Source organism: Fundidesulfovibrio putealis DSM 16056 (assembly GCF_000429325.1).
Taxonomy (GTDB): domain Bacteria; phylum Desulfobacterota; class Desulfovibrionia; order Desulfovibrionales; family Desulfovibrionaceae; genus Fundidesulfovibrio; species Fundidesulfovibrio putealis.
Genome location: NZ_AUBQ01000016.1, coordinates 94,477 through 116,989 on the forward strand (window position 1 = coordinate 94,477; position 22,513 = coordinate 116,989).

A 22,513-nucleotide genomic window follows, 5' to 3' on the forward strand; every position below is an offset into this window, starting at 1 on the left:
GTTTTGCGCGTGCTGTTGGGGGCAGGTAAGGGCCTGGAAATGAGCCGTTCGCTCGACCGGCCTGTAAATAGAATCGCATGTACAGTTCAAGGCGTCAATCTGCGTCCGAGGCAACAAAAAAAAGCCGGGGCCGCCCAAAGGGCAGCCCCGGCCATGGGAGCGCATGCTTGCGAAAGCCTATTTGGCCTTGGCTTCTTCCTCGGCGGTCTCGGCTGCCGGGTTGATGACGCCGACGATGGCGTAGGACTGCTCGTACACGGCCTTTACGCCCTCGGGCATGACCACGTCCTTGACGTTGATGTGCTGGTTCATGTTCAGCTCGGTCACGTCGATGACGATCTTGTGGGGGATGGCGGCGGGCAGACACACCACTTCCATGGCCTCGCGGTAGATCTCCAGCTTGCCGCCCACGGTGACGCCCTTGGCCTTGCCCACGATCTCGATGGCCACGTTGACGTGGATGGGCTTGGTGGGGTCGACGCCGTAGAAGTCCACGTGGTCCACCTGGTTCTTCCAGGGGTGGTTCTGCACCACCCAGATCAGGCTGGGATGGGTCACGACCTTGCCGTCCATCTCGATGTTCAGATCGAACACGCGGGACTTGCCGACCTTCTGGAGAATCTTGCGGAAGGGCAGGTCGGCCACCACCACGGGGATGTTCAGACCCTTGTCGTCATAGTAGACGCCCGGGACAAGTTTCTGCTCGCGCAGGCGGCGGTTGGGGCCTTTGCCTCTCTCGGCGCGTTCCTGCACGTTGAGGCTGAATTGTTCCTTCATGGGATATCTCCTTGGTGTAGCCTCGCGTCGAGGACTAGCTGATCTTGTTAAAGAGGACGCTCACCGAAGATTCGGTGTGGATGTTGTGGATGGCCTTGGCCAGAAGCCCGGCCACGGACAACACCTTGATTTTCGGGCAGGCCATTCCCTCGGGGCTGAGCGGGATGGTGTTGGTCACCAGCACCTGGGAGAAGGGCGAGTTGCACAGCCGCTCGATGGCCGGGCCGGAAAGCACCGGGTGGGTGACGCAGGCCATCACTTCCTTGGCGCCGTTCTCCAGCAGCACGTGCGCGCCCTGGACCATGGTTCCGGCGGTGTCGATCATGTCGTCCACCAGCACGCAGGTCTTGCCTTCCACGTTGCCGATCACGTGCATGGCCTTGGCCTGGTTGGGGGCGTCGCGGCGCTTGTCCACGATGGCCAGTCCGCAGCCCAGGCGCTTGGCGAAGCTGCGGGCGCGCTCCACGCCGCCCGCGTCGGGGGAGACCACCGTGAGCTCGCCCTGGACGGTGGAGCCCACGTACTCGGCCAGGATGCCCGAAGCGTACAGGTTGTCCACGGGACCGTTGAAGAAACCCTGGATCTGGCCTGCGTGCAGGTCCACGGTGAGCAGGCGGTGCATGCCAGCCACCTGGAGGAAGTCCGCCACCAGCTTGGCGCTAATGGGCGCGCGCGGCACCACTTTGCGGTCCTGGCGGGAGTAGCCGTAGTAGGGCACCACGGCGGTAACTCGCGAGGCGCTGGCGCGCTTGAGGGCGTCCAGGATCAGGCACAGCTCCATCAGGTGGAAGTTCACCGGATTGGACGTGGGCTGAATGACGAAGACGTCCGAACCACGGACGTTGGCTCCGATCTCGACCCGGATCTCGCCGTCGGAGAACTTGCTGACCATGGAAGGCAGCAGGGTGCAGCCCAGATGGTCGCAGATGGCTCTGGCCAGTTCCGGGTTTGCGTTCCCGGTGAGAATCTTCAAATCACCATGGGTTGCCATAGGTGTCCCGTATGAAAAAAGTGGCTGGGGAGGAAGGATTCGAACCCTCGAATGCGGGGACCAAAACCCCGTGCCTTAACCAACTTGGCGACTCCCCAACAAAAAAAACTTCACAGACGCGCAGAAAAGACCGCCGTATCGGGTCCATCCAGGACCGAAGCGGCGGCGTCCGCCCAGGCGGCATGCCGGAAGATTCCGAACACCGCCGATCCCGATCCGCTCATGCCAGCCGCCGCCGCGCCCAGAGCCAGCAGCCTTTCCTTGAGGAGGCGGACCGCAGGATAATGACTGAACACGACAGGCTCGAAGCTGTTGGCTGTGAACGTGCCGGAAACGCAAAAAGGCCGCATAGTCGTAGGGCAGAGTCTTGTCAAGGGGCCTGTGAATCCTTTGCCCGCCTGGGCCGCGTGGAGCAGGTCCCATTCGGCGTAGGCCCAGGCTGTGTTGACCCGCCCGGAAGGCACGGCCACGAGCATGGTCAACCCTGCCAGATCGCACTGCGCAGGCTCAAGTATTTCCCCGATTCCCGTGGCCCAGGCCGGGCGGTTCAGCAGGAAAAACGGCACGTCCGCGCCCAGTTTCGCGGCCAGGGCGGAAAGTTCCGGTTCGCCAAGCGCCTTGCCGCCCGCGTTGGCGTTCAGCCAGCCAAGAAGTGCCGCAGCGTCCGCGCTGCCGCCGCCAAGCCCCGCCCCCGAAGGGATGGACTTGGTCAGATGCGCGCGAAGCCCCGGACGCCAGCCTGACGCGGCCGCGAAGGCCTCGTAGGCCCTGGCAACCAGATTGGACGGGCACTCCAGGGCCTTGTCCGAACAGGTCAGAACCAGCCCCTGCGAGTCGTCCGCCCGGTCCAACTCCAGGGTGTCGTGCGGTTCGGACACGGGATAAAAGAGCGACTCCAGTTCGTGATACCCGTTCTCGCGGACCCCGGTGATCTCCAGAAACAGGTTGACCTTGCAGCCAATGCGAAGTGTTGCGCGAGGCGTTTTGCTCATTTTTTTTCAAGCAGCGGCACGGAACGGAACAGGGTCTGCTGGCCGCGTTTGACCAGGAGCAGCACCACGCCCTTCTTGCGGGCGTCCTGGCTCAGGACCTCGTTGAACTGCGCCAGGGAGTTCACCGGGTTCTGGTTGGCTTCCAGGATCACGTCGCCGGGCTTGAGTTCCGCCTCGTCGGCGGGAGAGCCGGGGGCGATCTCGGTGACCACCAGGCCCTTGCCCGCAGCCACGCCCAGCGCGCGGGACTCCTCGGACTTCAGGGGGCGAAGCGCCAGACCCAGTTCGTTGCGGGCCGGTTCCTCTTCCTTGGAGCCTGGGCCGCCCGGCTGAGGCTGGCCCAGCTTGGCGGTGTCGCGCTGGCCGAGCACCACAGTGAGCTTCACGGCCTTGCCTTTGCGCCACACGGACAGCTCGGCCTTGCCGCCGGGCTTGATGGAGGCGATGGCGCGCAGCAGGCCGTTGGCGTCCTTCACGGGCTGTCCGCCCACCTCCAGGATCACGTCGCCCACCAGCACCCCGGCCTTGGCCGCAGGTTCGCCCTCCATCACCGTGGTGACGAGCGCGCCCTTGGGGTCGGGGAGGCCAAGCGCCTTGGCGGTGTTCTCGTCCACATCCTGGATGGAGACGCCAAGCCAGCCGCGCTTCACTTCCTTCTGGTCGCGCAGGTCGGCGATGACGGCCTTGGCAGTGTTGGAGGGGATGGCGAAGCCGATGCCCTGGCCGCTGGCGATGATGGCCGTGTTGATGCCTATGACCTTGCCGTCCAGGTCCAGGAGCGGACCGCCGGAGTTGCCGGGGTTGATGGACGCGTCGGTCTGGATGAAGTTGTCGAAAGGTCCGGCCCCGATCACCCGGCCTTTGGCGCTGACGATTCCCGCCGTGACGGTGTTCTGCAGGCCGAAGGGGTTGCCGATGGCCATGACCCAGGAGCCCACGCGCATGGCGTCGGAGTCGCCGAATTCCAGGAAGGGGAGGTCCCCGCCGTTGTCGATCTTGACCACGGCCAGGTCGATCTCGGGGTCGCGCCCGACCACCTTGGCCGTGAGGGGCTTGTCCTGGCCGCGCAGCTGGACCTTTATCTCGTCGGCCTCTTCCACCACGTGGTTGTTGGTGACGATGTAGCCGTCCTTGGAGATGATGAACCCGGAGCCCATGGAGCGCTGACGGCGCGAGGGGGAGTCTTCCTTGAACTGGCGCTCGAACTGGTCGAAGAATTCCTCGAATGGGCCGCTGCGCGGGTGGTTCTTGAAGAAGTCGCGCAGCTTGTCCTGGTTTTTCACGGCGCGCGTGGTGCTCAGGTTGACCACGGCGGCCCCGGCCTTGTCGGCCAGGTCTGCGAAATCGGGAAGGTTCACGCGGGCCTGCGCGGGCGCGGACGAGAGCAGGCAGCACAGTGCGCAGGCGGTGGTGAAAGCGGCGGTCAGGCGTGCGGAAAGAGCGCGAGGCATGAGGGTCTCCTGGGGTTGGGCGGGGCTTGCGACACACCCGCGAGGCGGCACTATAATCGTCTTGAACGGAAAGTAAACCGCCCAGGAGCAGGGGGCTGGGATGCGGCCCGCAGCGGGGCTCTCCGGGAAATGCCGCGTGACGCGGACATGATGGAGTTGGACGGAAGCGCCCTCGGCGAGAGCCCGGCATGCGCGTGGCGCGTCCCTCTTGACCTTAGGCGGGCCGCTCTATATGAAGAACGCCCTCGCGCATGGTCCCGTAGCTCAGGTGGATAGAGCGACCGCCTCCTAAGCGGTAGGCCACAAGTTCGAATCTTGTCGGGACCACCATGATGGAAATCAAGGGCTTGCAGTTTGACGCTGCAAGCCCTTTTTCGTGTGGGCGCTTTTTGCGTCCCGATTCGGATTGTGTGTCCGTGCGCTCCTAGCTCGCGCCCTGGCCACGCCGTGACACGGTTCCCGGTCACGCCGGGGCGCGGTACTCCTCCTCGGGGACCATTTCAAGCCAGTCGGCGGTCTTGCCGTCCAGCTGCTCCTGCACGGCTATATGGGTCATGGCTGTCGTGGGCGTTGCGCCGTGCCAGTGCTTTTCGCCGGGCTCGATCCAGACCATGTCTCCGGGGCGGATAACTTCCACAGGCCCGCCCAGGCGCTGCACCAGGCCGCAGCCAGCGGTCACGATCAGGGTCTGCCCGAGAGGGTGGCGGTGCCAGACCGTCCTGGCGCCCGGTTCGAAGGTGACGATGGTGGCAGTCACTCTGGACGGGTCGTTTGCCTCGAGGATCAGCGGGTCGATGCGCACTGCTCCGGTATACCGTTCGGCGAGGCCGACAGTGGATGCCTGTGAACCTGCTCTCTTGATCTCCATTCCAGAATCCCCTTTGAGAGTGTGCGGTTTCACCGCCAAGTTTCGGCTTTCTTCTCATATCTTCCGGCACTGGACAACGCCCGTTCACTGCTTACTTAAAGAGTGTGTCGCTGGCGATTCGAGCAACCTCAACGGAGGGAGTTCCATTGGGCAAGTTGGATGACCAGATCAGCAGGCGTCAGGCGTAGCGCAACCAGAGGCCGCGAAAGCATGGGCGACAAGCCCATGATCCCCGGCAAACCAGACGGAGTGACCGTCACCGGGCGCTACCGGAGCCTGAGGCGCAGCAAACTGGAAGCATCGGCATCTCAAAGTAAGAACTGAAATTTGGAAATCGGAACGAACAGTTCCCAGCCTTGGTTTCAGAAACAGCCTTCCGACCGCGCCTCGTCCCTCAACCGGGACGGGGCGTTTTTTTTGTCTCTGCGCTCACCCGCTATCTGATGCTGCTCGACGCCATCTGGCGCAACGACTGGAGCGAGGCCCGCGCCATCCTGCGCGATGTGGGCGTTCCGCTGCCCAAGGCCGCGCAGCTCTCCATGCAGGCCGGGCACAACATGGCCGAGCTGATGGGGGCGCTCAACACGACCACGCACTGACCGGGCTTCGCCGGGTCGGGAGTGTCGCGCCGCGCGATGTTCCGGACTGACCGTGCCGTTGTGTTCTCGAAGATGACGAAAAGGGGCTCTGCCGCAATGGGCAGGCCCCTTGTTTTTGCATTGCCTGTCTTTCTCTGTCTCGAGCGCGCAGGCCGGACACGGTGCCGAAGCTTGGCGCCTGGCTGCCCGTTCAGCTTGAACTGCTGCTGTTTTCCTGGGCTTCCAGCTTCTCGGTCTGCAACTGAGCCAGTTGCGAGTTCAGGTCGGCCAGCTGGGTGTTCAGGTTCTTCACCTTGTCCATCTTGGATGCGTCGGCCTTGGCCTGCTGTTCGGCCTGCTGGACCTTCTTCTCCATCTCCCTGATCTTCTGCTCCATCTCCTCGATCTGCTCCTCGATCTCCTCGACGGTGTCCTCGGTGCTGCTGCTGGAGCTGCTCCCGCCGCTGGCGGCCCCGGACTTGACCGAGCCGGAAGAAGACGAGGCCTCCCCGGTGCTGCCGGACTCAGCCGAATCTCCTGAACCACCTGACGTGCCCGAGGAGCTGGAACCATCTGAGCTGGTCGAGTTGTCCTGCGAGGCCAGATCCTTGCCCTCGGTGGAGATGGTCACCGTGTCGCTGCCGGACGATCCGCCCGACGCCTGCGCCGTGGCCAGGGAGGGCGGTCCCGAGGCGATGTCCTTGAGGCTTTCCATGTCGCCGGTTTCGGCGGCTTCGGCGAATTTGTCGGCCATGTAGGTGAAGGCTGCCTTCTGTCCTGGGTCGGTGGCCTCCTGCGCGCTCTGGGCCAGGTTCCCTGCGATGGTCTGGGCGGTGGCTGTGAAGGCTTGCGGGTCCGAGGTGGACATCTGCTGGAGCTTGCTCATCAGCTGTCCGAACTGCGAGACCTTGGCCTGATCCGTGTCTTTGGAGGTCACGGAGCCGGTTGCCGTATCAGTCGCCTGGGTCTGGCTCGTCTCCTGGGCCTGAGCCGAACTGGTCAGCAGTTGATAGGTGGAAAGCGTTCCGTATGCAGAGCCCGTCGAGCTGATGGTGGACATGGGTCGCTCCTGTGGATGTGTTGCTGTTCGTATCGGCTAAATGTTGTTCAGCATTAGGCCTGATGCGAAATAATGCAGAGAAATTGTATGATTGTATCGCCAAGTTGCATGGATAATATGTCTAGAGGCTTTATATTGCCGAAAAGTTACAGTCAGCTTGAAAAAAAAGTGAGGCTCCGCCGTAGAGGGCGTTTTCAGGCATTCGCATGATCCTGGAAGGAATATCCGCGGAAGTTGTAACTTTCTGCCAACGCGCCTTCTCCAACTTGAGTCCGCCAGGTGGGGCCGAAGAGCTCCCGGCGGCTACAGGACGCGCCTGCACTCCCTCGCAGAGCCGCATTTCAGCGCGTCAGGCCTGCAAGTAAGGACAAGTATGTTGTATATAGCCTTGAAAATGCTTCTCGAAGACAAGACCAAGTATCTGGGCATCATCACCGGCATCGCCCTGGCCTCGCTCATCATGATCCAGCAGCCCGGCATCCTGCTCTCCATGCTCACCCACATCTACGGGGTGGTCTCCGACGTGGGCCTGCCCGACATCTGGGTCATGGACCCCAAGGTGGAGATGATAGACGACTCCAAACCCATGCTGGACACCCAGCTCTACCGGGTGCGGGGCGTGCAGGGGGTGGAGTGGGCCGTGCCCTTCTACAAGGGCGGGCAGAAGGCCCTTCTGGCCGGGGGCGAGACCGTGAACATCCAGCTTCTGGGCCTGGACGATTCCACCCTGATCGGCGGCCCCGCCGTCATGGTGCAGGGCAGCCTTGAGGACCTGCGACAGCCCGACGCCGTGATCCTGGACGAGAACAGCGCCAGCGGGCGCATGGCGGGCGGACCAGGCGGGCCAGGGCATGACCTGACTCCCATCCGGGTGGGCGACACCTTCGAGGTGAACGAGAAGACCGCCCGCGTGGTGGGCATCGCCAAGGCCAGCCAGGCCTTCGACTCGCGGCCCACGCTGTACACCACCTACACGCGCGCCAAGAACTACGCCCTGAGCGAGCGCAAGATGCTCACCTTCATCCTGGTCAAGGCCAAGACCGACGAACCCGCGCCGGACGTGGCCCGGCGCATCACCCGGGACACCGGGCTCGCGGCCTATACGGCGGACGAGTTCAAGCAGAAGTCCCTGGACAATTTCCTGCGCCACTCAAACATCCTGGTCAACTTCGGTTTCGTGGTGCTCATCGGTTTCGTGGTGGGCGCAGCGGTAACGGGCCAGCTGTTCTACAACTTCACCATGGAAAATCTGCGCTATTTCGGCGTGTTCAAGGCCATGGGCGCTTCAGACAAGCTGTTGATCGGCATGGTGCTGCTCCAGGCGGCGCTGGTAGGCTCCGTGGGTTTCGGCATCGGCGCGGGAGCCAGCGCAGCCTTCGCCATGAGCACCAAGGGGAGCGGCGGGCCGTCGCTGCTGCTCAACTGGCAGCTCCTGGCCGGGTGTGGCGCGGCTGTGTTCGTCATGGTGCTGGGGGCCGCGTGCATCAGCCTGCGCAAGGTGCTCACGCTGGAACCGGGCGTCGTGCTCAAGGGCTGATCATGGATTCATACATGAATACTCCCGAGTATCCGGCGGTACGCTGCCGGGGCGTCACCAAGTCTTTCGGAGTTGGCGCGGCCCGCACCCAGGCGCTTCGCGGCGTGGACCTGGACGTGCCTCCGGGGGAGCTGGTCATGCTGGTGGGGCCTTCGGGCTGCGGCAAGACCACGCTCATCTCGGTTATCGCCGGGATAATCACTCCCGACGAGGGCGAATGCCGCCTCTTCGGGCAGGACGTGTCCAGCCTGGACAAGCGCGAGCTCTCGCGCCTGCGGGGCCAGACCATCGGCTTCGTGTTCCAGGCCTTCAACCTGGTCCCCACGCTGAGCGTGGCCCAGAACGTGGCTGTGCCGCTGCTCATAAACGGGGTGCCCCGCCCCCTGGCCCTGGAGCGCGCCCGCGAGTGCCTGGCCGGGGTTGGCCTTGGCGACCGCTGCGACGCAAAGCCCCTTGATCTCTCCGGCGGCCAGCAGCAGCGCGTGGCCATCGCCAGGGCCGTGGTGCACCGCCCCAGGCTGGTGGTGTGCGACGAACCCACCAGCGCCCTGGACCACAAGACCGGTGCAGTCATCATGGAAATGCTCAAAAACCTGGTGGTGGGCGACGGCAAGAGTCTCATCATCGTCACCCACGACCAGCGCATCTTCAACTATGCCGATCGGATGGCCCACATGGACGACGGGCGCATCGAATCCGTGACGCATGCAGAGACGTGAGAATACCGTGCATATACGCAACAAGATCCTTCCGGCCCTGGCAATCCTGGGCTTTCTCCTGGCAGTGTCCTCCGCCCTGATCGCCCGCAAGCCCGCCCCCGTGGCCCAGCCTGTGGCCCAGCCCGCAGCCGCCCCCTTCGAGACCTACATCGGCGGGGCGGGCATCGTGGAGGCCAGCTCCAACAACATCTCCCTGGGCGCCTCCGTGGCCGGAATCGTGTCCAAGGTGTTCGTCCAGGCGGGCGACAAGGTGAGGGCGGGCCAGCCGCTCTTTCAGATCGACGACCGTGAAACCCTGGCGGAGATCGCCGTGAAGCGGGCCAACGCGGCAAAGGCCAGGGGGGCGCTCACCGAGGCCACGGCCAGCCTGAAGGACTACCGCACCCAGTTCGCCATCGTGAAGAGCGTCACCGACCGCAGGGCCGTAAGCCAGGACGAGGTGGAGAAGCGACGCAACGCCGAGGAGCTGGCCAAGGCCAAGGTGGAGAGCGCCAAGGCCGCCGTTCTGGCTGCCGAGGCCGAGCTGGACGCCGCCAGGACCACCCTGGAGCGGCTCACGGTGCGGGCTCCCATCGACTGCGAGGTGCTCCAGGTGAACATACGTCCCGGCGAGTTCGCGGCCACGGGCGTTTTGAGCACGCCGCTCATGCGCCTGGGGAACCTGGACAGGCTGCACGTGCGCGTGGACATCGACGAGAACGACGCCTGGCGCTTCGTCAAGGGCAGCCGGGCCGTGGCCTCGCTGCGGGGACAGCGCGACCTCAAGACGAACCTGTCCTACGAGCGGGTGGAACCCTACATATTGCCCAAGACATCGCTCACCGGCAGCAGCACCGAGCGCGTGGACACCCGCGTGCTCCAGGTGATCTACAGCTTCGCCGGGAGCGACCTGCCCGCCTTCGTGGGGCAGCAGGTGGACGTGTTCATCGAGACGCCTGCCGGAGGCAAGTCGTGAAGCGCCTCGCGGCATTGGCCGCGCTCACGGCGTTCGCACTCGCCGGTTGCGTCAGCGTGGGGCCGGATTACCGGCGTCCGCAGCTGGACGCCCCGGCCGGATTTGAAGGCGGCAACCTACCGGCGAAGGCGGCTCCAGGTCTGGAGTTGGCTGGCTGGTGGAAGGCCTTCGGGGACCCGGTGCTGGACGAACTGATGGTCGAGGCCGCGCGAGCCAACCTGGACGTGGCCCAGGCCCAGGCCCGCATCGCTCAGGCCCGCGCCGACGTGACCATCGCCAGGGCAGCCGCGCTGCCCATGCTGAACGCGTCCGGCCAGAGCGCCACCGCCTACACCGATCAGCGCGCCACGGCGGATAATGCCGACTCTTCGTCCATGGAACCGGCTTCTCCCAACACCCTGTACAAGGCTGGCTTCGACGTCTCCTGGGAGCTGGACGTGTTCGGCGGCCTGCGCCGCCAGCGCGAGGCTTCGCGCGCCAGCCTGGACGCCAGCGTGGAAGACGTGCGCGCCACGGTGCTGACGCTTCTGGGCGACGTGGCCGCAAGCTACGTGGAGCTTCGGGAATACCAGCAGCGCCTGGCCATCGCCAAGGCGTCGGCGCAGTCGCAGCAGCACAACGCGGACGTGACGCGCGAGCGCTACCGCGTAGGGCTGACCAGCCACCTGGACGTGTCCCAGGCCCAGGCGCAGCTGGCCTCCACCCAAGCCGCCATCCCCACCTACGAGGCCGCCGCGCGCAAGGCCATCCATCGTCTGGGCGTGCTGCTGGGGCGCGACCCCGGAGCCCTCACGCAGCGGCTGTCGCCCTCGCGGCCCCTGCCTGCGCCCGAGGCGGCCTACGCCGTGGGGCTCCCGTCCGAGCTGCTGGATCGTCGGCCTGACCTGCGCAAGGTGGAGCGGCAACTGGCCGTGGCGTCTGCCAACATCGGCGTGGCCGCCGCCGCGCAGTATCCGTCTTTTGACCTGACCATGGGGCTTGGCCTGCAAGGCAACGTGCTGAATTCGTTTCTCGGACTGGCCAACTGGTACTGGAGCCTGATTCCCGCCGTGGCTGCCCCGGTGTTCGACGCGGGCAAGTCGAGCGCGGGCGTGGCCAGGAAGCAGGCCGTGTATGACGAGGCTTTGGCCAAGTACCGGGCCTCCTACCTGACGGCCCTGGAGGAAGTGGCCAACGCCCTGGTGGCCATATCGGCGGAGAAGCAGAGGAAGGAAAGCCTCAATCTGGCCATCCAGGCCAACGAAGAGGCCCTGGGGCTGGCCAGGGAGCGCTACACCAAGGGGCTGACCAGCTTTTTGGACGTGCTGTCCGCCGAGAAGAGCCTGTTCGAGGCCCAGGAGAGCGCCTGTTCATCCAGCGCAAGCCTCTTGAAGAATCTGGTGACGCTGTACAAGTCCGTGGGCGGCGGATGGGATTGCCCGGACCTGCCGTATCAGCGGACCGCGCAACGCTGAACGCTGCAGCCGCAGGCTGGCAGTGCACCTGTCCGGGGCCGCGCATGTCCTGCTGGAGAGGGGGGTCAGACTATCCGGCGGCATCTTGCGCTTACCGTCATTTCCCGTTTACTTCATGCGCAAACACTGTAGCGTGTACGCATGAAAAAATTGACTTCTCCCACGATCATCAGCCCCACGCCCGCATGAGCATCCGCCGCAAGGTGCTCCTGCTTTTTGCGCTGACCTCCCTTGGCGTCCTGGCCTTTCTGCTGGGCGGGGCCAAGGTCATCCTTGTTGAGCGTTTCGCCCAGTTGGAAAAGGACGAGGTGGCCCTGAACATGGACCGCATTCAGGCCGCCGTGGGCGGCTTGCTCGATGCCATGCTGGCCGTGGCCAAGGATTACGGCAACTGGGACGACACCTACGCCTATCTGGATGCGCCCACCGACGCTTACGTCCAGGCCAATTTCGTGGAGGCCACCTTCCAGAACCTGAAGCTCAACATGGTGGTGCTGGCCGATGCGCGTGGCCGTATCCTCTTTTCCCAGGGCTACGACCTGGAGGAGAAGAAACTGACGGACATCCCGGAGGGGTGGCTGGAGCTGCTGACCGGCGGCGGACTTCTGGGCGGCGATTCCGCCCAGGGCGATCCTGCCGGGTGCAAGGGCCTTCTGCTGACTCCGGAAGGGCCGCTCATGCTGGTTGTGAAGCCTGTGCTCACCAGCGAGGCCAAGGGGCCGCCCAGAGGCGTTATCATTATGGGCCGCCTGCTCGGGGCTGAGGAAATAGCGCTTCTGAGCCGTCTCACCCTGCTGGAAGTCTCCTGGCTGAACTTGAAGCACATGCCCGGCGGCGCGGCGGCCTGGGAAGGGCGGACCGTTGTGCAGCCCCTCTCGTCCGAGGCCGTGGAAGGGCTGCGGCTGGCCCTGGATATGCGGGGCGTGCCCATGGGCATCTGGCGCATCGAGATGGGCCGCCAGCTCTACTCCAAAGGCATGGCCGGGACGCTGTACTTTCTGGCGGTCATGGCCGCCGGGGGCATAGTCTTCGTTTTCGGGTTCGCCGTGGTCCTGGAGCGGACGGTGCTCGGACGCTTGTGGCGGCTGAACGCGCAAGTGATGGACATCGCCAGCAGGTCCGACCCCTCGGGGAGGGTGGAAACCACCGGCGCGGACGAGATCGGCGAGCTTGGCGATTCCATAAACGGCATGCTCAAGGGGCTGGAGGACTCCGCCCGGGAGCTCAAGGCCGTGGCGGCCAAGCTTCGCGAGGCCTCGGACGCGGCGGACAGCGCCAACCGGGCCAAGAGCCTCTTCCTGGCCACCATGAGCCACGAGATCCGAACGCCTATCAACGCCGTCATTGGTTTTGCCGAGTTGGCCGAGGGGGAGCGCCCCGCCGGGAAGATGAAGGAATTCCTGGAGGGCCTCAAAGGCGCATCCGCGCACCTGCGCGGGCTCATCGAGGACATCCTGGACTTTTCCAAGATTGAGGCGGGCAAGATGGAGTTGGAGATCGTCCCGCTGCGCCTTTCGGATCTGGCCGGGGATGTGGCTTCGTTGGTGAAGCCCCTGGCCGACTCCAAGCAGATCGGGTTTGCCGTGCATCTGGACCCGACCCTACCTCCCTTGGTGTCCGGGGACAGCCTGCGCCTGCGGCAGGTGCTGGTGAATCTGGCGTCCAACGCCGTGAAGTTCACCTCGCAGGGGGGCGTGATCCTGCGCCTGACGACCGCTTGCGCGGCTCCGGGCTCGGCGGAGGTGCGCTTTGAGGTGGAGGACTCCGGCATAGGCATCGACCCACAGACGCGTGAGGAGATTTTCTTCGCGTTCACCCAGGCCGACAGCTCCACCACACGGCGCTTCGGTGGCACGGGCCTGGGGCTCGCCATCAGCCGGGAGTTGGTTGGCCTCATGGGGGGATATCTGGAGGTGGAGAGCGCTCCTGGACAGGGAAGCCGGTTCTTCTTTTCCCTGCTGCTGAAAACCGCTTCCGGCCTGACTGCGAGCGAGGCCGGCTTGGACAGGCCCGTGGACCTCACTGGGAAGACTGTGCTGATCGCCGAGGACAATTATTTCAATCGCCAAATATTCAAGGAAATGGTCGAATCAGCAGGCGGGACGGCCATTCTTGCGGAGAACGGCATGCAGGCCGTGTTCGCCGCAGTAGGCCAGGAGCTTGACGTGGCACTCATGGACATGCACATGCCTGATATGGATGGGGTGGAAGCCGCCCGGACCATTCGCACCCATCCCTTCTGCCGGGAACTGCCCATCATCGCCCTGACCGCGGGAGCCTTCGACACGGATCGCAGCACCTGCCTCGAGGCGGGGATGAACGATTACCTGACCAAGCCCGTGGCCAGGAAAGTCCTTCTGGAGACCCTGGTGAGATGGGCCGGGACGGCTGAAGGGAATAGGCCCGCTCCGGACAACGGACCGGACGCCGGACTAGACAGCGGCTTGGTCGCTGTATTGCCAGGCTCGTCCGGCGGGTGGGAACTGCCCGTGCCAGACGGCGTGAACCGCGCCGTGGCGCTTGAGATCTTCGGGGGCGACCAGGCGCTGCTGGCGCGGATGTTCAGGCTGTTCGCCCAGAACTTCAGGACGGCCTGCACGTCCATAGCGGACCGGATCGCCCAGGGCGACCTGGAGACTGCCTTCCGGGAAGTCCACAGCCTGAAAGGGGCTGCGGGAAACATCGGCGCCGCCGAGGCGGTTGGAGCGGCGCGGCGCGTGGAGGCGGCCCTGAAGAGCGAGGATATTGCCACGGCTGTGGCGGCGATGGCGGAACTTGAGAGCTTCATGGCTTCACTGCTCGCGCAGATCGACGCGCTCGACGAGGATGTGATGCACGCAGTAGAGAATACGGGACGGTAGCATTCATGGACGAGCAATCGATACAGAAGCTCAGGCAACTGCTCGGGCAGACCAATCTCCTGGTGGTGGACGACACCCCCATCATCCGGGGTATCATAAGTGGCATACTGGAGCCCTTTGACCTTAAGAACATCATCCCCGCGGGCGATGGGGAAGAGGCCTGGGAGATCATGCAGCGCCAGGCCGTGGACATCGTGGTGGCGGACTGGCTGATGCCGGGAGTAAACGGATTGGAACTCTTGAGGAAGATGCGCTCGGACGACCGCTATGCCCAAACCCCATTCATCATGATCACCGGTATGCCCGACAAGCGCGTGGTGGTGGAGGCCATGAAGCTCAAGGTGACGGATTTCATGGTCAAACCCATCGAGAGCACGCAACTCAAACAAAAAATCCTAAGAGCCCTGTCCCAGAAGCTGAAGTAGCACCCGCGTCCTTGAAAAACATGACAGCCGCCCGGACACCGGGGCAGACACTCACTGGATGGTCATTCTCTCGCAATGGCTGATGAACTTGCGCGCTTCAACAAATTCCGGATTGAGCGTTGTGGCGATGTTCAGGATGCCGATGCACTTGTCGAACTCGCCCTTGTCGTAGTGGACACGGGCTAGGTTGAAATAGATGTGCTCGTCGTTCTTCTGTATTTCCAAGGCCTTGTTGAAGAATTCGATGGACTCGTCCAGGTATCCCTGCTTGCGCAGGTTGATGCCGAAGGTGTTCAGCTTCTGGCGGTATTCGGTGGAGAACGCGTCGTCCAGCCCCATGAGCACGGTCAGGATGCGGCGCAGCTTCAGGAAATCCTTCTTCTCGGTGTACACGTCGCCCAGGCCGTAGTTAGCCGGGACGTTCACCTCGTCGATCATGAGCGCCTTGAGGAACGCCTTCTCTGCGTCGTCCAGAAGCCCCATGGAGAAGAACTTCTCGCCCTGGTCTATCTTGGCTTTCAAAGACTTGAGCGCCGGGACGGTGTTGGCTTCGTAGTAACGGGGCTCGGGCGTGTATGACTTCAGGAAGTCTGCCAGGATGGCCTGTTTGCGGATGCCGGAGGGCACGTGGTAGGCGTTCAGGGGCTGAAGCTCCACGGCGCGCTGGTCAAGCTGGCGCGCGTACCAGTAGGTCAGCTGGGTGTGGCGCGACTGGGTCGCTCCGGTGCCGACGTCTTCGGCCCTGCGCAGGGAGAAGACCCCAAGAATCGTGGGAAACTCGTTCGCTTCGCTCATGAGATATCCAGTTTGCATGGAAAAGGGTTGAAGCGAAACGACTGACTCGCCTTTCCTACAGGGCCATACGCCCCCGGGAGGCGTAAAGCGCTTCTCCTAGGGGCCAGAACACGTGCAAAAAATACGTTTCCTCAATCACCTACACTATTCCCCTTCGGGACGCTAGGGAGTTAGGAACCTCCCGGTGACCGATTCGGGGTCGGCCATGATCTGTTCGGGCGTGCCTTGCGAGACGATGCGTCCGCCGTATTCGCCGCCGCCCGGACCCAGGTCAAACACGTAGTCCGAGGAGAGTATCACCTCGGTGTTGTGCTCGATTACAACTACTGTCGCGCCGCGCTCCACCAGCTGGTGCAGCACCTGAATGAGCTTCCCCACTTCATGCATGTGCAGGCCGGTCGTGGGCTCGTCCAGGATGTAGAGCGTGCCGGGCAGGCTTCTTTTGCCGAGCTCGCGCGAGATTTTAATGCGCTGCGCCTCGCCGCCGGAGAGCGTGGTGGCGGGCTGGCCCAAGCGCACGTACTCCAGGCCCACCTGCTCCAGAATCTCCAGACGCCGGGCAAGCGGGGGATAGTTCTCGAACAGCTTGCGCGCGTCCGACACGGGCAGGTCCAGCACTTCGGCGATGTTCAGGCCCTTGTAGCGCACCTCCAGCGTCTCGCGGTTGTAGCGCCTGCCGTTGCACACCTCGCAGGTGACGTGGATGTCCGGCAGGAAGTGCATCTCCACGGTGATCACGCCGTCACCCTGGCAGGCCTCGCAGCGCCCGCCGCGCACGTTGAAGCTGAAGCGACCCGGCTTGTAGCCGCGCTTCTTGGCGTCCGCCGACGAGGCGTAGATGTTCCTGATCTCGTCGAAGATCTTGGTGTAGGTGGCCGGGTTGGAGCGCGGGGTGCGCCCGATGGGGGTCTGGTCGATGGAGATGATCTTCTCGATGCGCTCCGCCCCGGAGAAGCCGTCCACCACGCCGGGAAGGTCCACCTTGATGCCCTGCGACAGCGCTAGGTGCTTGTAGAGCGTGTCCACCACCAGGGAACTCTTGCCGGAACCCGACGGGCCGGTGACGCAGGTCAGGCAGCCCAGGGGGATGTCCACGTCCAGACCCTTCAGGTTGTTGGTGCGCGCGCCCCGGAGGCTCAGGAAACCGGTGGGCTCGCGGCGCTTTTCGGGCCGCTCGATGGACAGGTCGCCGCGCAGGTACTTGCCGGTGAGCGTGTCGGATTCCAGAAGATGCTTCACGTCGCCCTGGTAGACGATCTCGCCGCCCAGAACGCCGGAACCGGGGCCAAGCTCGATGACGTGGTCCGCGCTTTCGATGGTGGCCTCGTCGTGCTCCACCACCAGCACGGTGTTGCCGCGCTTCTGCAGCATGCGAAGCGTTCCCAGCAGGCGCTCGTTGTCGCGCGGGTGCAGGCCTATGCTGGGCTCGTCCAGCACGTAGGTCACGCCTACGAGGCCGGACCCGAGTTGCCCGGCAAGCCTGATGCGCTGGGCCTCGCCGCCCGAAAGCGTGCCCATGTTGCGCCCCAGGCTCAGGTAATCAAGGCCCACGTTCACCAGGAAGCTCAGCCGGTGGTTCAGCTCCTTGGTGAGGGGCGCGGCGATCACCGCGCGGGCTCCGTCGAAGCTGCGCTCCGACAGCCACTTGAGCGAGCGCTCGATGGGCAGCGAGCAGAACTGGAAAATGTTCAGGTCGTCCACGCGCACGGCCAGCGACTCCGGGCGCAGGCGCGCTCCGTTGCACACCGGGCAGGGGCGGCTCTGGCGAAAGCGCGAGAGTTCGTCGCGCCAGATGGAGCCCATGGCCTGGCCCATCTCCATCATGTCCAGCACACCCTTCCAGCCCAGGTCCGCGTCGCCGTGGAACAGGGCCTGCCAGGCTTGCGGCGAAAATTCCTTCAAGGGCGTGGTGAGCGAGAACCCGTGGCGCTTGCCCAGGCCCGAGAGCTGGTCGCGGAAGCGGGCGAACACGCGCTCGTTCTTCCAGGGCAGGATGGCCCCCTGCGAGAGTGACTGGCCCTTGTTGGGGGCCAGCAGGTCCGGCTCGTAGTACTCCACGCTGCCGATGCCCGCGCAGGTGGGGCAGGCCCCCTGGGGGCTGTTGAACGAGAAGAGCTGGGGCGTTGGCGGCGGGACGCTCACCTTGCAGGCGTTGCACACCGAGGTGGTGGAGAAGGTGCGGTCCTGCTTGCGGTCCACGTCGTGGATGATGATGCGCTCCGACCCCTGGGCCAGGGACAGCTCCACGGAGTCGGCCAACCGGGTGCGCATGTCGGGCTTGGCAACCAGGCGGTCCACCACCAGTTCCACGGTGTGGCGCTTGTTCTTGTCCAGCTCCGGCAGGGGCTCCAGGGAGAGCACCTCGCCGTTCACGCGCACGCGGGCGAAGCCCTGGGACTTGAGCTTTTTCAGCTTCTCGGCCTGGGTGCCCTTCTGGTGTTCCACCAGCGGAGCCAGCACCAGGAACTTGGTCCCCTCGGGCAGGGCCAGGATGTCGTCCACGATCTGGTCGGTGGTCTGGGCGGCGATGGGCTGGCCGCACTGGGGGCAGTGGGGTTTGCCCAGGCGGGCGTAGAACACGCGCAGAAAGTCGTAGATTTCCGTGACCGTGCCCACGGTGGAGCGCGGGTTTCTGGTGGCGGACTGCTGCTCCAGCGATATGGCCGGGGACAGCCCTTCGATCTTGTCCACTTGGGGCTTGTCCATCTGGGGCAGGAACTGGCGCGCGTAGGCCGAGAGCGACTCCACGTAGCGGCGCTGCCCCTCGGCGTAGACTATGTCGAAGGCCAGGGTGGACTTGCCCGAACCCGAAGGTCCGCAGACAACCACCAGCTGGTCGCGAGGGATGTCCAGGGTGAGGTTCTTGAGGTTGTGCTGGCGTGCGCCTTCAATGCGGATGACTCGTGTGTCGCTCATCGGTGCTCCAGGGAAGTGCTGCGAAAGGGGCAAATAAGGCTTTGGCGGGGAAATGCAAGCGGCTGTTTTGTCCCTATCCCCCCAGGGTGTCCCACAGCAGCAGCACGTTCAGCCCGATGACCACGGCGGCGATCACAGACAGGATAATCGTAGTGGAGCGCTTGTTGACCCACTTGCCCATCACCTTTTTGGACGACGTCAGGTACAGTTGCAGCAGGATGGTGAAAGGCAGCTGGATGGACAGCACGATCTGGGAGACGATGAGCCCTTGGAAGGCGTCGGGGATCACCAGGATGATGAGATAGGCCACAATCAGGGTGAGGCCCACGCCCACGCGGGTGTGGATGTCGCCCATGTTGTAGGGTTCCTTGAAGATGCCCGCGAAGATGGCTCCTCCGGCCATGCCCGCCGTCACCGAGGAGGCCACGCCCGCGAACAGCAGCGCCAGGGCGAAGACCACGGCCGCCGCGCTGCCCACCAGCGGGGTCAGCATGTTCTGGGCCTGCTCCAGCTCCGACACCTGCACCCCGCCTGAATAGAAGGCCGCTGCTGCCAGCAGGATCATGGAAGAGTTAATGGCCCAGCCCACCAGCATGGACACCAGCGTATCCGTGAACTCGTACTTGAGCTGGTGGTGGATGATGTCGTCGTTGTCCAGGTTCCACTGGCGGCTCTGGATGATCTCCGAGTGCAAAAACAGGTTGTGGGGCATGACCACAGCGCCCAAAACGCTCATGATGATGGGGATGGAGCCGTCCGGGAAGGCCGGGACCACCCAGCCGCGCGCGGCCTGTCCCCAGTCGATGTGGACCATGGACAGCTCGAACACGAAGGATATGCCGATGAGCGACACGAACCCGATGATGTACTTCTCAAGCCGCCGGTAGGTGTTGGCGAACAGCATCCAGAGTACCACGCACAGCGTGAGCAGCGCCCCCAGCCATAGCGGCACGCCGAACAGCATGCGCAGGGCGATGGCTCCGCCCAGGAGCTCGGCCAGGGCGGTGGAGATCGAGGCCAGCACGGCGGTGCCCAGCACGAACCGCGCCGCCGGGACCGGCAGGTGGTGCGCCGCGCCCTCGGAGAGGCACAAGCCCGTGGCGATGCCCAGGTGGGCGGCGTTGTGCTGCAACACGATGAGCATCACCGTGGACAGCGTGACCATCCACAACAGCTTGTAGCCGAACCCGGCCCCTGCGGCCACGTTGGCCGCCCAGTTGCCCGGGTCGATGAAGCCCACCGTAACCAGGAGCCCCGGCCCGATATACTTCCAGATCTCCAAGGCCATGAAGCGCGGCTTGTGCTGTTCGGACAGTCCGGCGAGGCTTTTGAAAAGATTCATGGGACCCTTTCTGTGCTGTATCAAGGGTGCGCCCCCGATAAACCGTGGGGGCCGGGGGCGCACGTCGTCGTCCGCAGTGGACGTTCCCTCGCAAGCGTGTTGATTGCTGCGGCCCTATTTCTTGACTGCGCTCATGTACTCGTCGGCGGCCTTGGAGACGATGTCGTAGAAGCTGGGCTCTTTCTTGGCGGCCTTCAACTCGTCTTCGGCCATCCGGGCCTTGTGCATGGCTTCGTCGAAGGCCTGCTTGTCCAGGCCGCTCATCTCAAGCGCCTCCTCCGGGGAAAGCTGCCCCATCCTGGCAAACACAGCCGCAGTTACTCCCAGAACTTTACGGATGTTCTCCTTGGGCATGGATACTCCTCCTTGATGAAAGTTCTCGTCGTATAATTTCTTCCATATATTCAGGATGGCGGCGAAATTGTCCAGCGAAAGAGCGAAGGGCGGCTTGCAGGGATTTTATGAGCCATTCAATTGAGAATAATAGCAGGGGAATCAAAGTGGATCAACACGATCAGACTGTTTGCGCAAGACAATGTGCGCGAAGAGAGCCGTATGTTTCATGACAGGAGATAGGCAGGACTCAATAAGGCTCCAAATACTGTGGCTCCATTGAGGGACAAGACAACGTAGCGAGACCCCGCCTGACAGCAGGTAACGTAGAGGCATCATAGGGCGAAGCGTGTCGATGTTCCAGTTAGGAAGAATCCCCCGGAATTGTTGCACATCCCTCGATAGCACCATCCAAGGGAGTGCTCCGTTGGCCCCGGAGAGAGGGCCGTGCTCTTGGAAGTGCCAGTCGGTGGCGTCGGGAAGGAACGGTTCGTGGTGTAACCGCCCCCAGACGAACCGCGACCACGGAGTTACCCAGGGTTCAATCATGGCAATGGTGCCGCCTGGCGCGATGCAGCGGTCGGCCTCGGCGAGGAAATCCCGGATCCTGGGAATGTGGTGGAATACGTCGGTCATCACCACGCACTTGAGCGAGGCATCCGGGAAAGGCAGCCTGCACCCGTCGCAGACGATATCCACATGTGGCACGAAGAACACTTCGGAAGTGATGCATTCAGGGCAGTGCTCTTTGAAGAAGCCCGCCCCGGACCCCAGTTCGAGCACCGCCCCCGGACCGCCGGGAACTGCACCTCGAAGTGTGGTGTACCATTCCCGGTAGAGGCGTTCAAGGAACGGCTTTTCCCGGATGATCGCGCGTCGCAAGACGGTGGTGTCTGGGGAGTCGAGATCGACCCCCCTGGCCTGGGGGAGGGTTAGGAACTGTCGCAGCATGCGGTCTCCACATCAAGGCACGACTAATAATAGCTCTGACGCAACGTCTTCCAGGCCGCCCACCACATGCGCAACATGCGGTAGCCGTTCCAGAATACACGTTTCATTTTTGTGGAGCCGTATATCCTGTCCTGATAGTGCACGGGCAGATCGTGTACCTTCAGGTGTAAGCGGCTGGCCCCGAAGAGCAGGTCGAAGTCGCCCCACAGGTCCTCAATGCCCCACGTGCCGATGAAGGCCTCAATGCGCTCGAAATCCTTGCGCCAGAGGACTTTGGTTCCGCAGAGCGTGTCTTTGATGTAGTGCCCGAAAAGAAGGGTGAACATCATGCTGAAGACCTTGTTGCCAAAGAAGTTTGCGTACTTCATGGCTTGGCCCTGCATGGGGTAGATCATGCGGCTGCCGTTGATGAATTCACCGTGGCCCTCGGTCAACGCGTTCAGGAAGCCGGGAAGTTCCTCGGGCATGACGGCGAGATCGCCATCAAGAATCATCAGGACGTCGCCTTTTGCAGCGCGAAAGCCAGTCCAGACATTCTGTGCCTTGCAGATTCCTGGGCCAGGAATCAGGCGGATGTCCTTTTCAGGGTGCAGAGCGCTTACCCGCAGGACCTCCTCGCCCGTGCCGTCAGTGGACTTGTCGTCGCAGAACACGATCTCCGTGTGCTTGCCCATGTGGGGGATTCGTTCCACCGCGCTCGCGACGTTGGCCTGCTCGTTCTTGCAGGGAATGACCACCGAGACGGTGACCTCGGACGGAGCTACGGGTTTGGGAATGGGCCGCGCCACCAGAACCACCGACATGCACAGCCGCGACAATAGGGGAACCCGCGCCAGATAGCGATTGGCCAGGGTGCTCAGGAACGGAATCTTTTTGGGGGCCAGGACCACTCGGTAGGTTTTCAGCAACTCGAACCCGGCCAATCCCAGAAAGCACCGCAGGTCGTCCACGGAGAGCCAGTTCGGCTCCAGCGTGGGCATGCGCAGTCCCTTGCGGGAGGCCCACTCCAGCACCGGCTGCCACAGGTAGTTGTAGGTATACAGCACCAGTCTGGATTGCGAATGGCACTGTTCGCGGGCGTTCTTCAGCACCTGGAGGACGTCCGGGGTATCTGAGATGTTGTTCAGCAAAACATAGTCGAAGGGATCCTGGACGGGATGATCCTGGGGGTCGCCGCATACGAAATCCAGGCCAGGATAGTGTTGTCTGGCGATGTCCACCATGGCCGGGCTGATCTCCACTCCTACTCCCTTGGAAGGCGACACGGCGTTGAGGAAGAACCCCGTTTCACACCGATAGTTCAGTACGGATCGTCCAGGAACGATGATGTGCTTGATGAGGCGCGAAATGTAGTCGTAATAATATTTGTTATCCGAGATCCATTTCTCGCGGCGGCAAGCGTTGTCCTCGAGGAGCTTGCGTCGGTCATGACGGCTTTTCTCGATGGCTGCGGGGCCCCAGACGATATTTTCGGGAAGTGTTGATGCCACTCTGGTGTCACTCGTTTT

At 63.5% G+C, this 22,513-nt stretch carries 20 protein-coding genes and 2 tRNA genes; 9 read left to right on the forward strand and 13 right to left on the reverse strand.

Annotated elements, in window-relative coordinates; genetic code table 11:
* Positions 1-177: 177 nt before the first annotated feature.
* The 5 genes from G453_RS0114015 to G453_RS0114035 form a co-directional block, all read right to left on the reverse strand.
* A complete protein-coding gene (locus tag G453_RS0114015) occupies positions 178-777 on the reverse strand; it encodes a 50S ribosomal protein L25/general stress protein Ctc (protein ID WP_027191569.1) in 600 nt (199 codons plus the stop codon).
* A 34-nt stretch (positions 778-811) separates the two neighbouring features.
* The gene (locus G453_RS0114020) at positions 812-1,768 is read right to left on the reverse strand and encodes a ribose-phosphate diphosphokinase (RefSeq protein ID WP_027191570.1); all 957 of its coding nucleotides are present in this window, start codon (positions 1,766-1,768) and stop codon (positions 812-814) included.
* 21 nt (positions 1,769-1,789) lie between these two features.
* Positions 1,790-1,866: transfer RNA gene (locus G453_RS0114025), tRNA-Gln, on the reverse strand.
* Positions 1,867-1,878: 12 nt separating this feature from the next.
* Positions 1,879-2,760 (reverse strand): 4-(cytidine 5'-diphospho)-2-C-methyl-D-erythritol kinase, encoded by an 882-nt coding sequence (gene ispE, locus G453_RS0114030; RefSeq protein ID WP_027191571.1) that lies wholly within the window; start codon positions 2,758-2,760, stop codon positions 1,879-1,881.
* Complete coding sequence (locus G453_RS0114035) at positions 2,757-4,211, reverse strand: DegQ family serine endoprotease (RefSeq protein WP_027191572.1); 1,455 nt, start codon at positions 4,209-4,211, stop codon at positions 2,757-2,759. The genes ispE and G453_RS0114035 overlap by 4 nt, the downstream gene beginning before the upstream one ends.
* Positions 4,212-4,464: 253 nt before the next feature.
* Here G453_RS0114035 and G453_RS0114040 point away from each other — a divergent pair.
* Positions 4,465-4,541, forward strand: a tRNA-Arg gene (locus tag G453_RS0114040).
* Positions 4,542-4,674: 133 nt separating this feature from the next.
* Here G453_RS0114040 and G453_RS0114045 read toward each other — a convergent pair.
* Positions 4,675-5,079 (reverse strand): (R)-mandelonitrile lyase, encoded by a 405-nt coding sequence (locus tag G453_RS0114045; RefSeq protein ID WP_027191573.1) that lies wholly within the window; start codon positions 5,077-5,079, stop codon positions 4,675-4,677.
* Positions 5,080-5,238: 159 nt separating this feature from the next.
* Between G453_RS0114045 and G453_RS28470 the strand changes: the two genes are divergently transcribed.
* Both G453_RS28470 and G453_RS28075 read left to right on the forward strand, forming a co-directional pair.
* Complete coding sequence (locus G453_RS28470) at positions 5,239-5,403, forward strand: hypothetical protein (RefSeq protein ID WP_169725342.1); 165 nt, start codon at positions 5,239-5,241, stop codon at positions 5,401-5,403.
* A gap of 119 nt (positions 5,404-5,522) precedes the next feature.
* The gene (locus G453_RS28075; RefSeq protein WP_156920939.1) at positions 5,523-5,678 is read left to right on the forward strand and encodes a hypothetical protein; all 156 of its coding nucleotides are present in this window, start codon (positions 5,523-5,525) and stop codon (positions 5,676-5,678) included.
* 190 nt (positions 5,679-5,868) lie between these two features.
* Here G453_RS28075 and G453_RS26440 read toward each other — a convergent pair whose 3' ends face one another.
* Positions 5,869-6,717 carry a FlxA-like family protein gene (locus G453_RS26440; protein ID WP_051272428.1) on the reverse strand — a complete coding sequence of 283 codons (849 nt, stop codon included), beginning with the start codon at positions 6,715-6,717 and terminating at the stop codon, positions 5,869-5,871.
* Between the two features lie 373 nt (positions 6,718-7,090).
* Here G453_RS26440 and G453_RS0114060 point away from each other — a divergent pair, with 373 nt between their 5' ends.
* From G453_RS0114060 to G453_RS0114085, 6 genes are all read left to right on the forward strand, one after another.
* On the forward strand, positions 7,091-8,254 hold the full coding sequence (locus tag G453_RS0114060; protein WP_027191574.1) for an ABC transporter permease: 1,164 nt from the start codon (positions 7,091-7,093) through the stop codon (positions 8,252-8,254).
* A 14-nt stretch (positions 8,255-8,268) separates the two neighbouring features.
* Positions 8,269-8,973 (forward strand): ABC transporter ATP-binding protein, encoded by a 705-nt coding sequence (locus tag G453_RS0114065; protein WP_027191575.1) that lies wholly within the window; start codon positions 8,269-8,271, stop codon positions 8,971-8,973.
* A gap of 7 nt (positions 8,974-8,980) precedes the next feature.
* A complete protein-coding gene (locus G453_RS0114070; RefSeq protein ID WP_027191576.1) occupies positions 8,981-9,928 on the forward strand; it encodes an efflux RND transporter periplasmic adaptor subunit in 948 nt (315 codons plus the stop codon).
* Positions 9,925-11,382 carry an efflux transporter outer membrane subunit gene (locus tag G453_RS24145; protein WP_051272430.1) on the forward strand — a complete coding sequence of 486 codons (1,458 nt, stop codon included), beginning with the start codon at positions 9,925-9,927 and terminating at the stop codon, positions 11,380-11,382. Before G453_RS0114070 ends, G453_RS24145 begins: the two co-directional genes overlap by 4 nt.
* A gap of 185 nt (positions 11,383-11,567) precedes the next feature.
* The gene (locus G453_RS26445; protein WP_051272431.1) at positions 11,568-14,243 is read left to right on the forward strand and encodes a CHASE4 domain-containing protein; all 2,676 of its coding nucleotides are present in this window, start codon (positions 11,568-11,570) and stop codon (positions 14,241-14,243) included.
* A gap of 5 nt (positions 14,244-14,248) precedes the next feature.
* Positions 14,249-14,668 carry a response regulator gene (locus G453_RS0114085; RefSeq protein ID WP_051272432.1) on the forward strand — a complete coding sequence of 140 codons (420 nt, stop codon included), beginning with the start codon at positions 14,249-14,251 and terminating at the stop codon, positions 14,666-14,668.
* Positions 14,669-14,719: 51 nt separating this feature from the next.
* Here the strand turns inward: G453_RS0114085 and G453_RS0114090 are convergent, their stop codons facing one another.
* From G453_RS0114090 to G453_RS24165, 6 genes are all read right to left on the reverse strand, one after another.
* A complete protein-coding gene (locus G453_RS0114090) occupies positions 14,720-15,463 on the reverse strand; it encodes a tetratricopeptide repeat protein (RefSeq protein WP_027191578.1) in 744 nt (247 codons plus the stop codon).
* A 162-nt stretch (positions 15,464-15,625) separates the two neighbouring features.
* On the reverse strand, positions 15,626-18,379 hold the full coding sequence (gene uvrA, locus G453_RS0114095; protein ID WP_027191579.1) for an excinuclease ABC subunit UvrA: 2,754 nt from the start codon (positions 18,377-18,379) through the stop codon (positions 15,626-15,628).
* Positions 18,380-18,452: 73 nt separating this feature from the next.
* Positions 18,453-19,721, reverse strand: a complete 1,269-nt coding sequence (locus G453_RS0114100) for an Nramp family divalent metal transporter (protein ID WP_027191580.1) — start codon at positions 19,719-19,721, stop codon at positions 18,453-18,455.
* Positions 19,722-19,835: 114 nt separating this feature from the next.
* Positions 19,836-20,075 carry a hypothetical protein gene (locus G453_RS24155; protein WP_043645848.1) on the reverse strand — a complete coding sequence of 80 codons (240 nt, stop codon included), beginning with the start codon at positions 20,073-20,075 and terminating at the stop codon, positions 19,836-19,838.
* A gap of 141 nt (positions 20,076-20,216) precedes the next feature.
* A complete protein-coding gene (locus G453_RS26450; protein ID WP_027191581.1) occupies positions 20,217-21,005 on the reverse strand; it encodes a class I SAM-dependent methyltransferase in 789 nt (262 codons plus the stop codon).
* Between the two features lie 23 nt (positions 21,006-21,028).
* The gene (locus G453_RS24165; RefSeq protein ID WP_051272433.1) at positions 21,029-22,495 is read right to left on the reverse strand and encodes a glycosyltransferase; all 1,467 of its coding nucleotides are present in this window, start codon (positions 22,493-22,495) and stop codon (positions 21,029-21,031) included.
* Positions 22,496-22,513 lie beyond the last annotated feature (18 nt).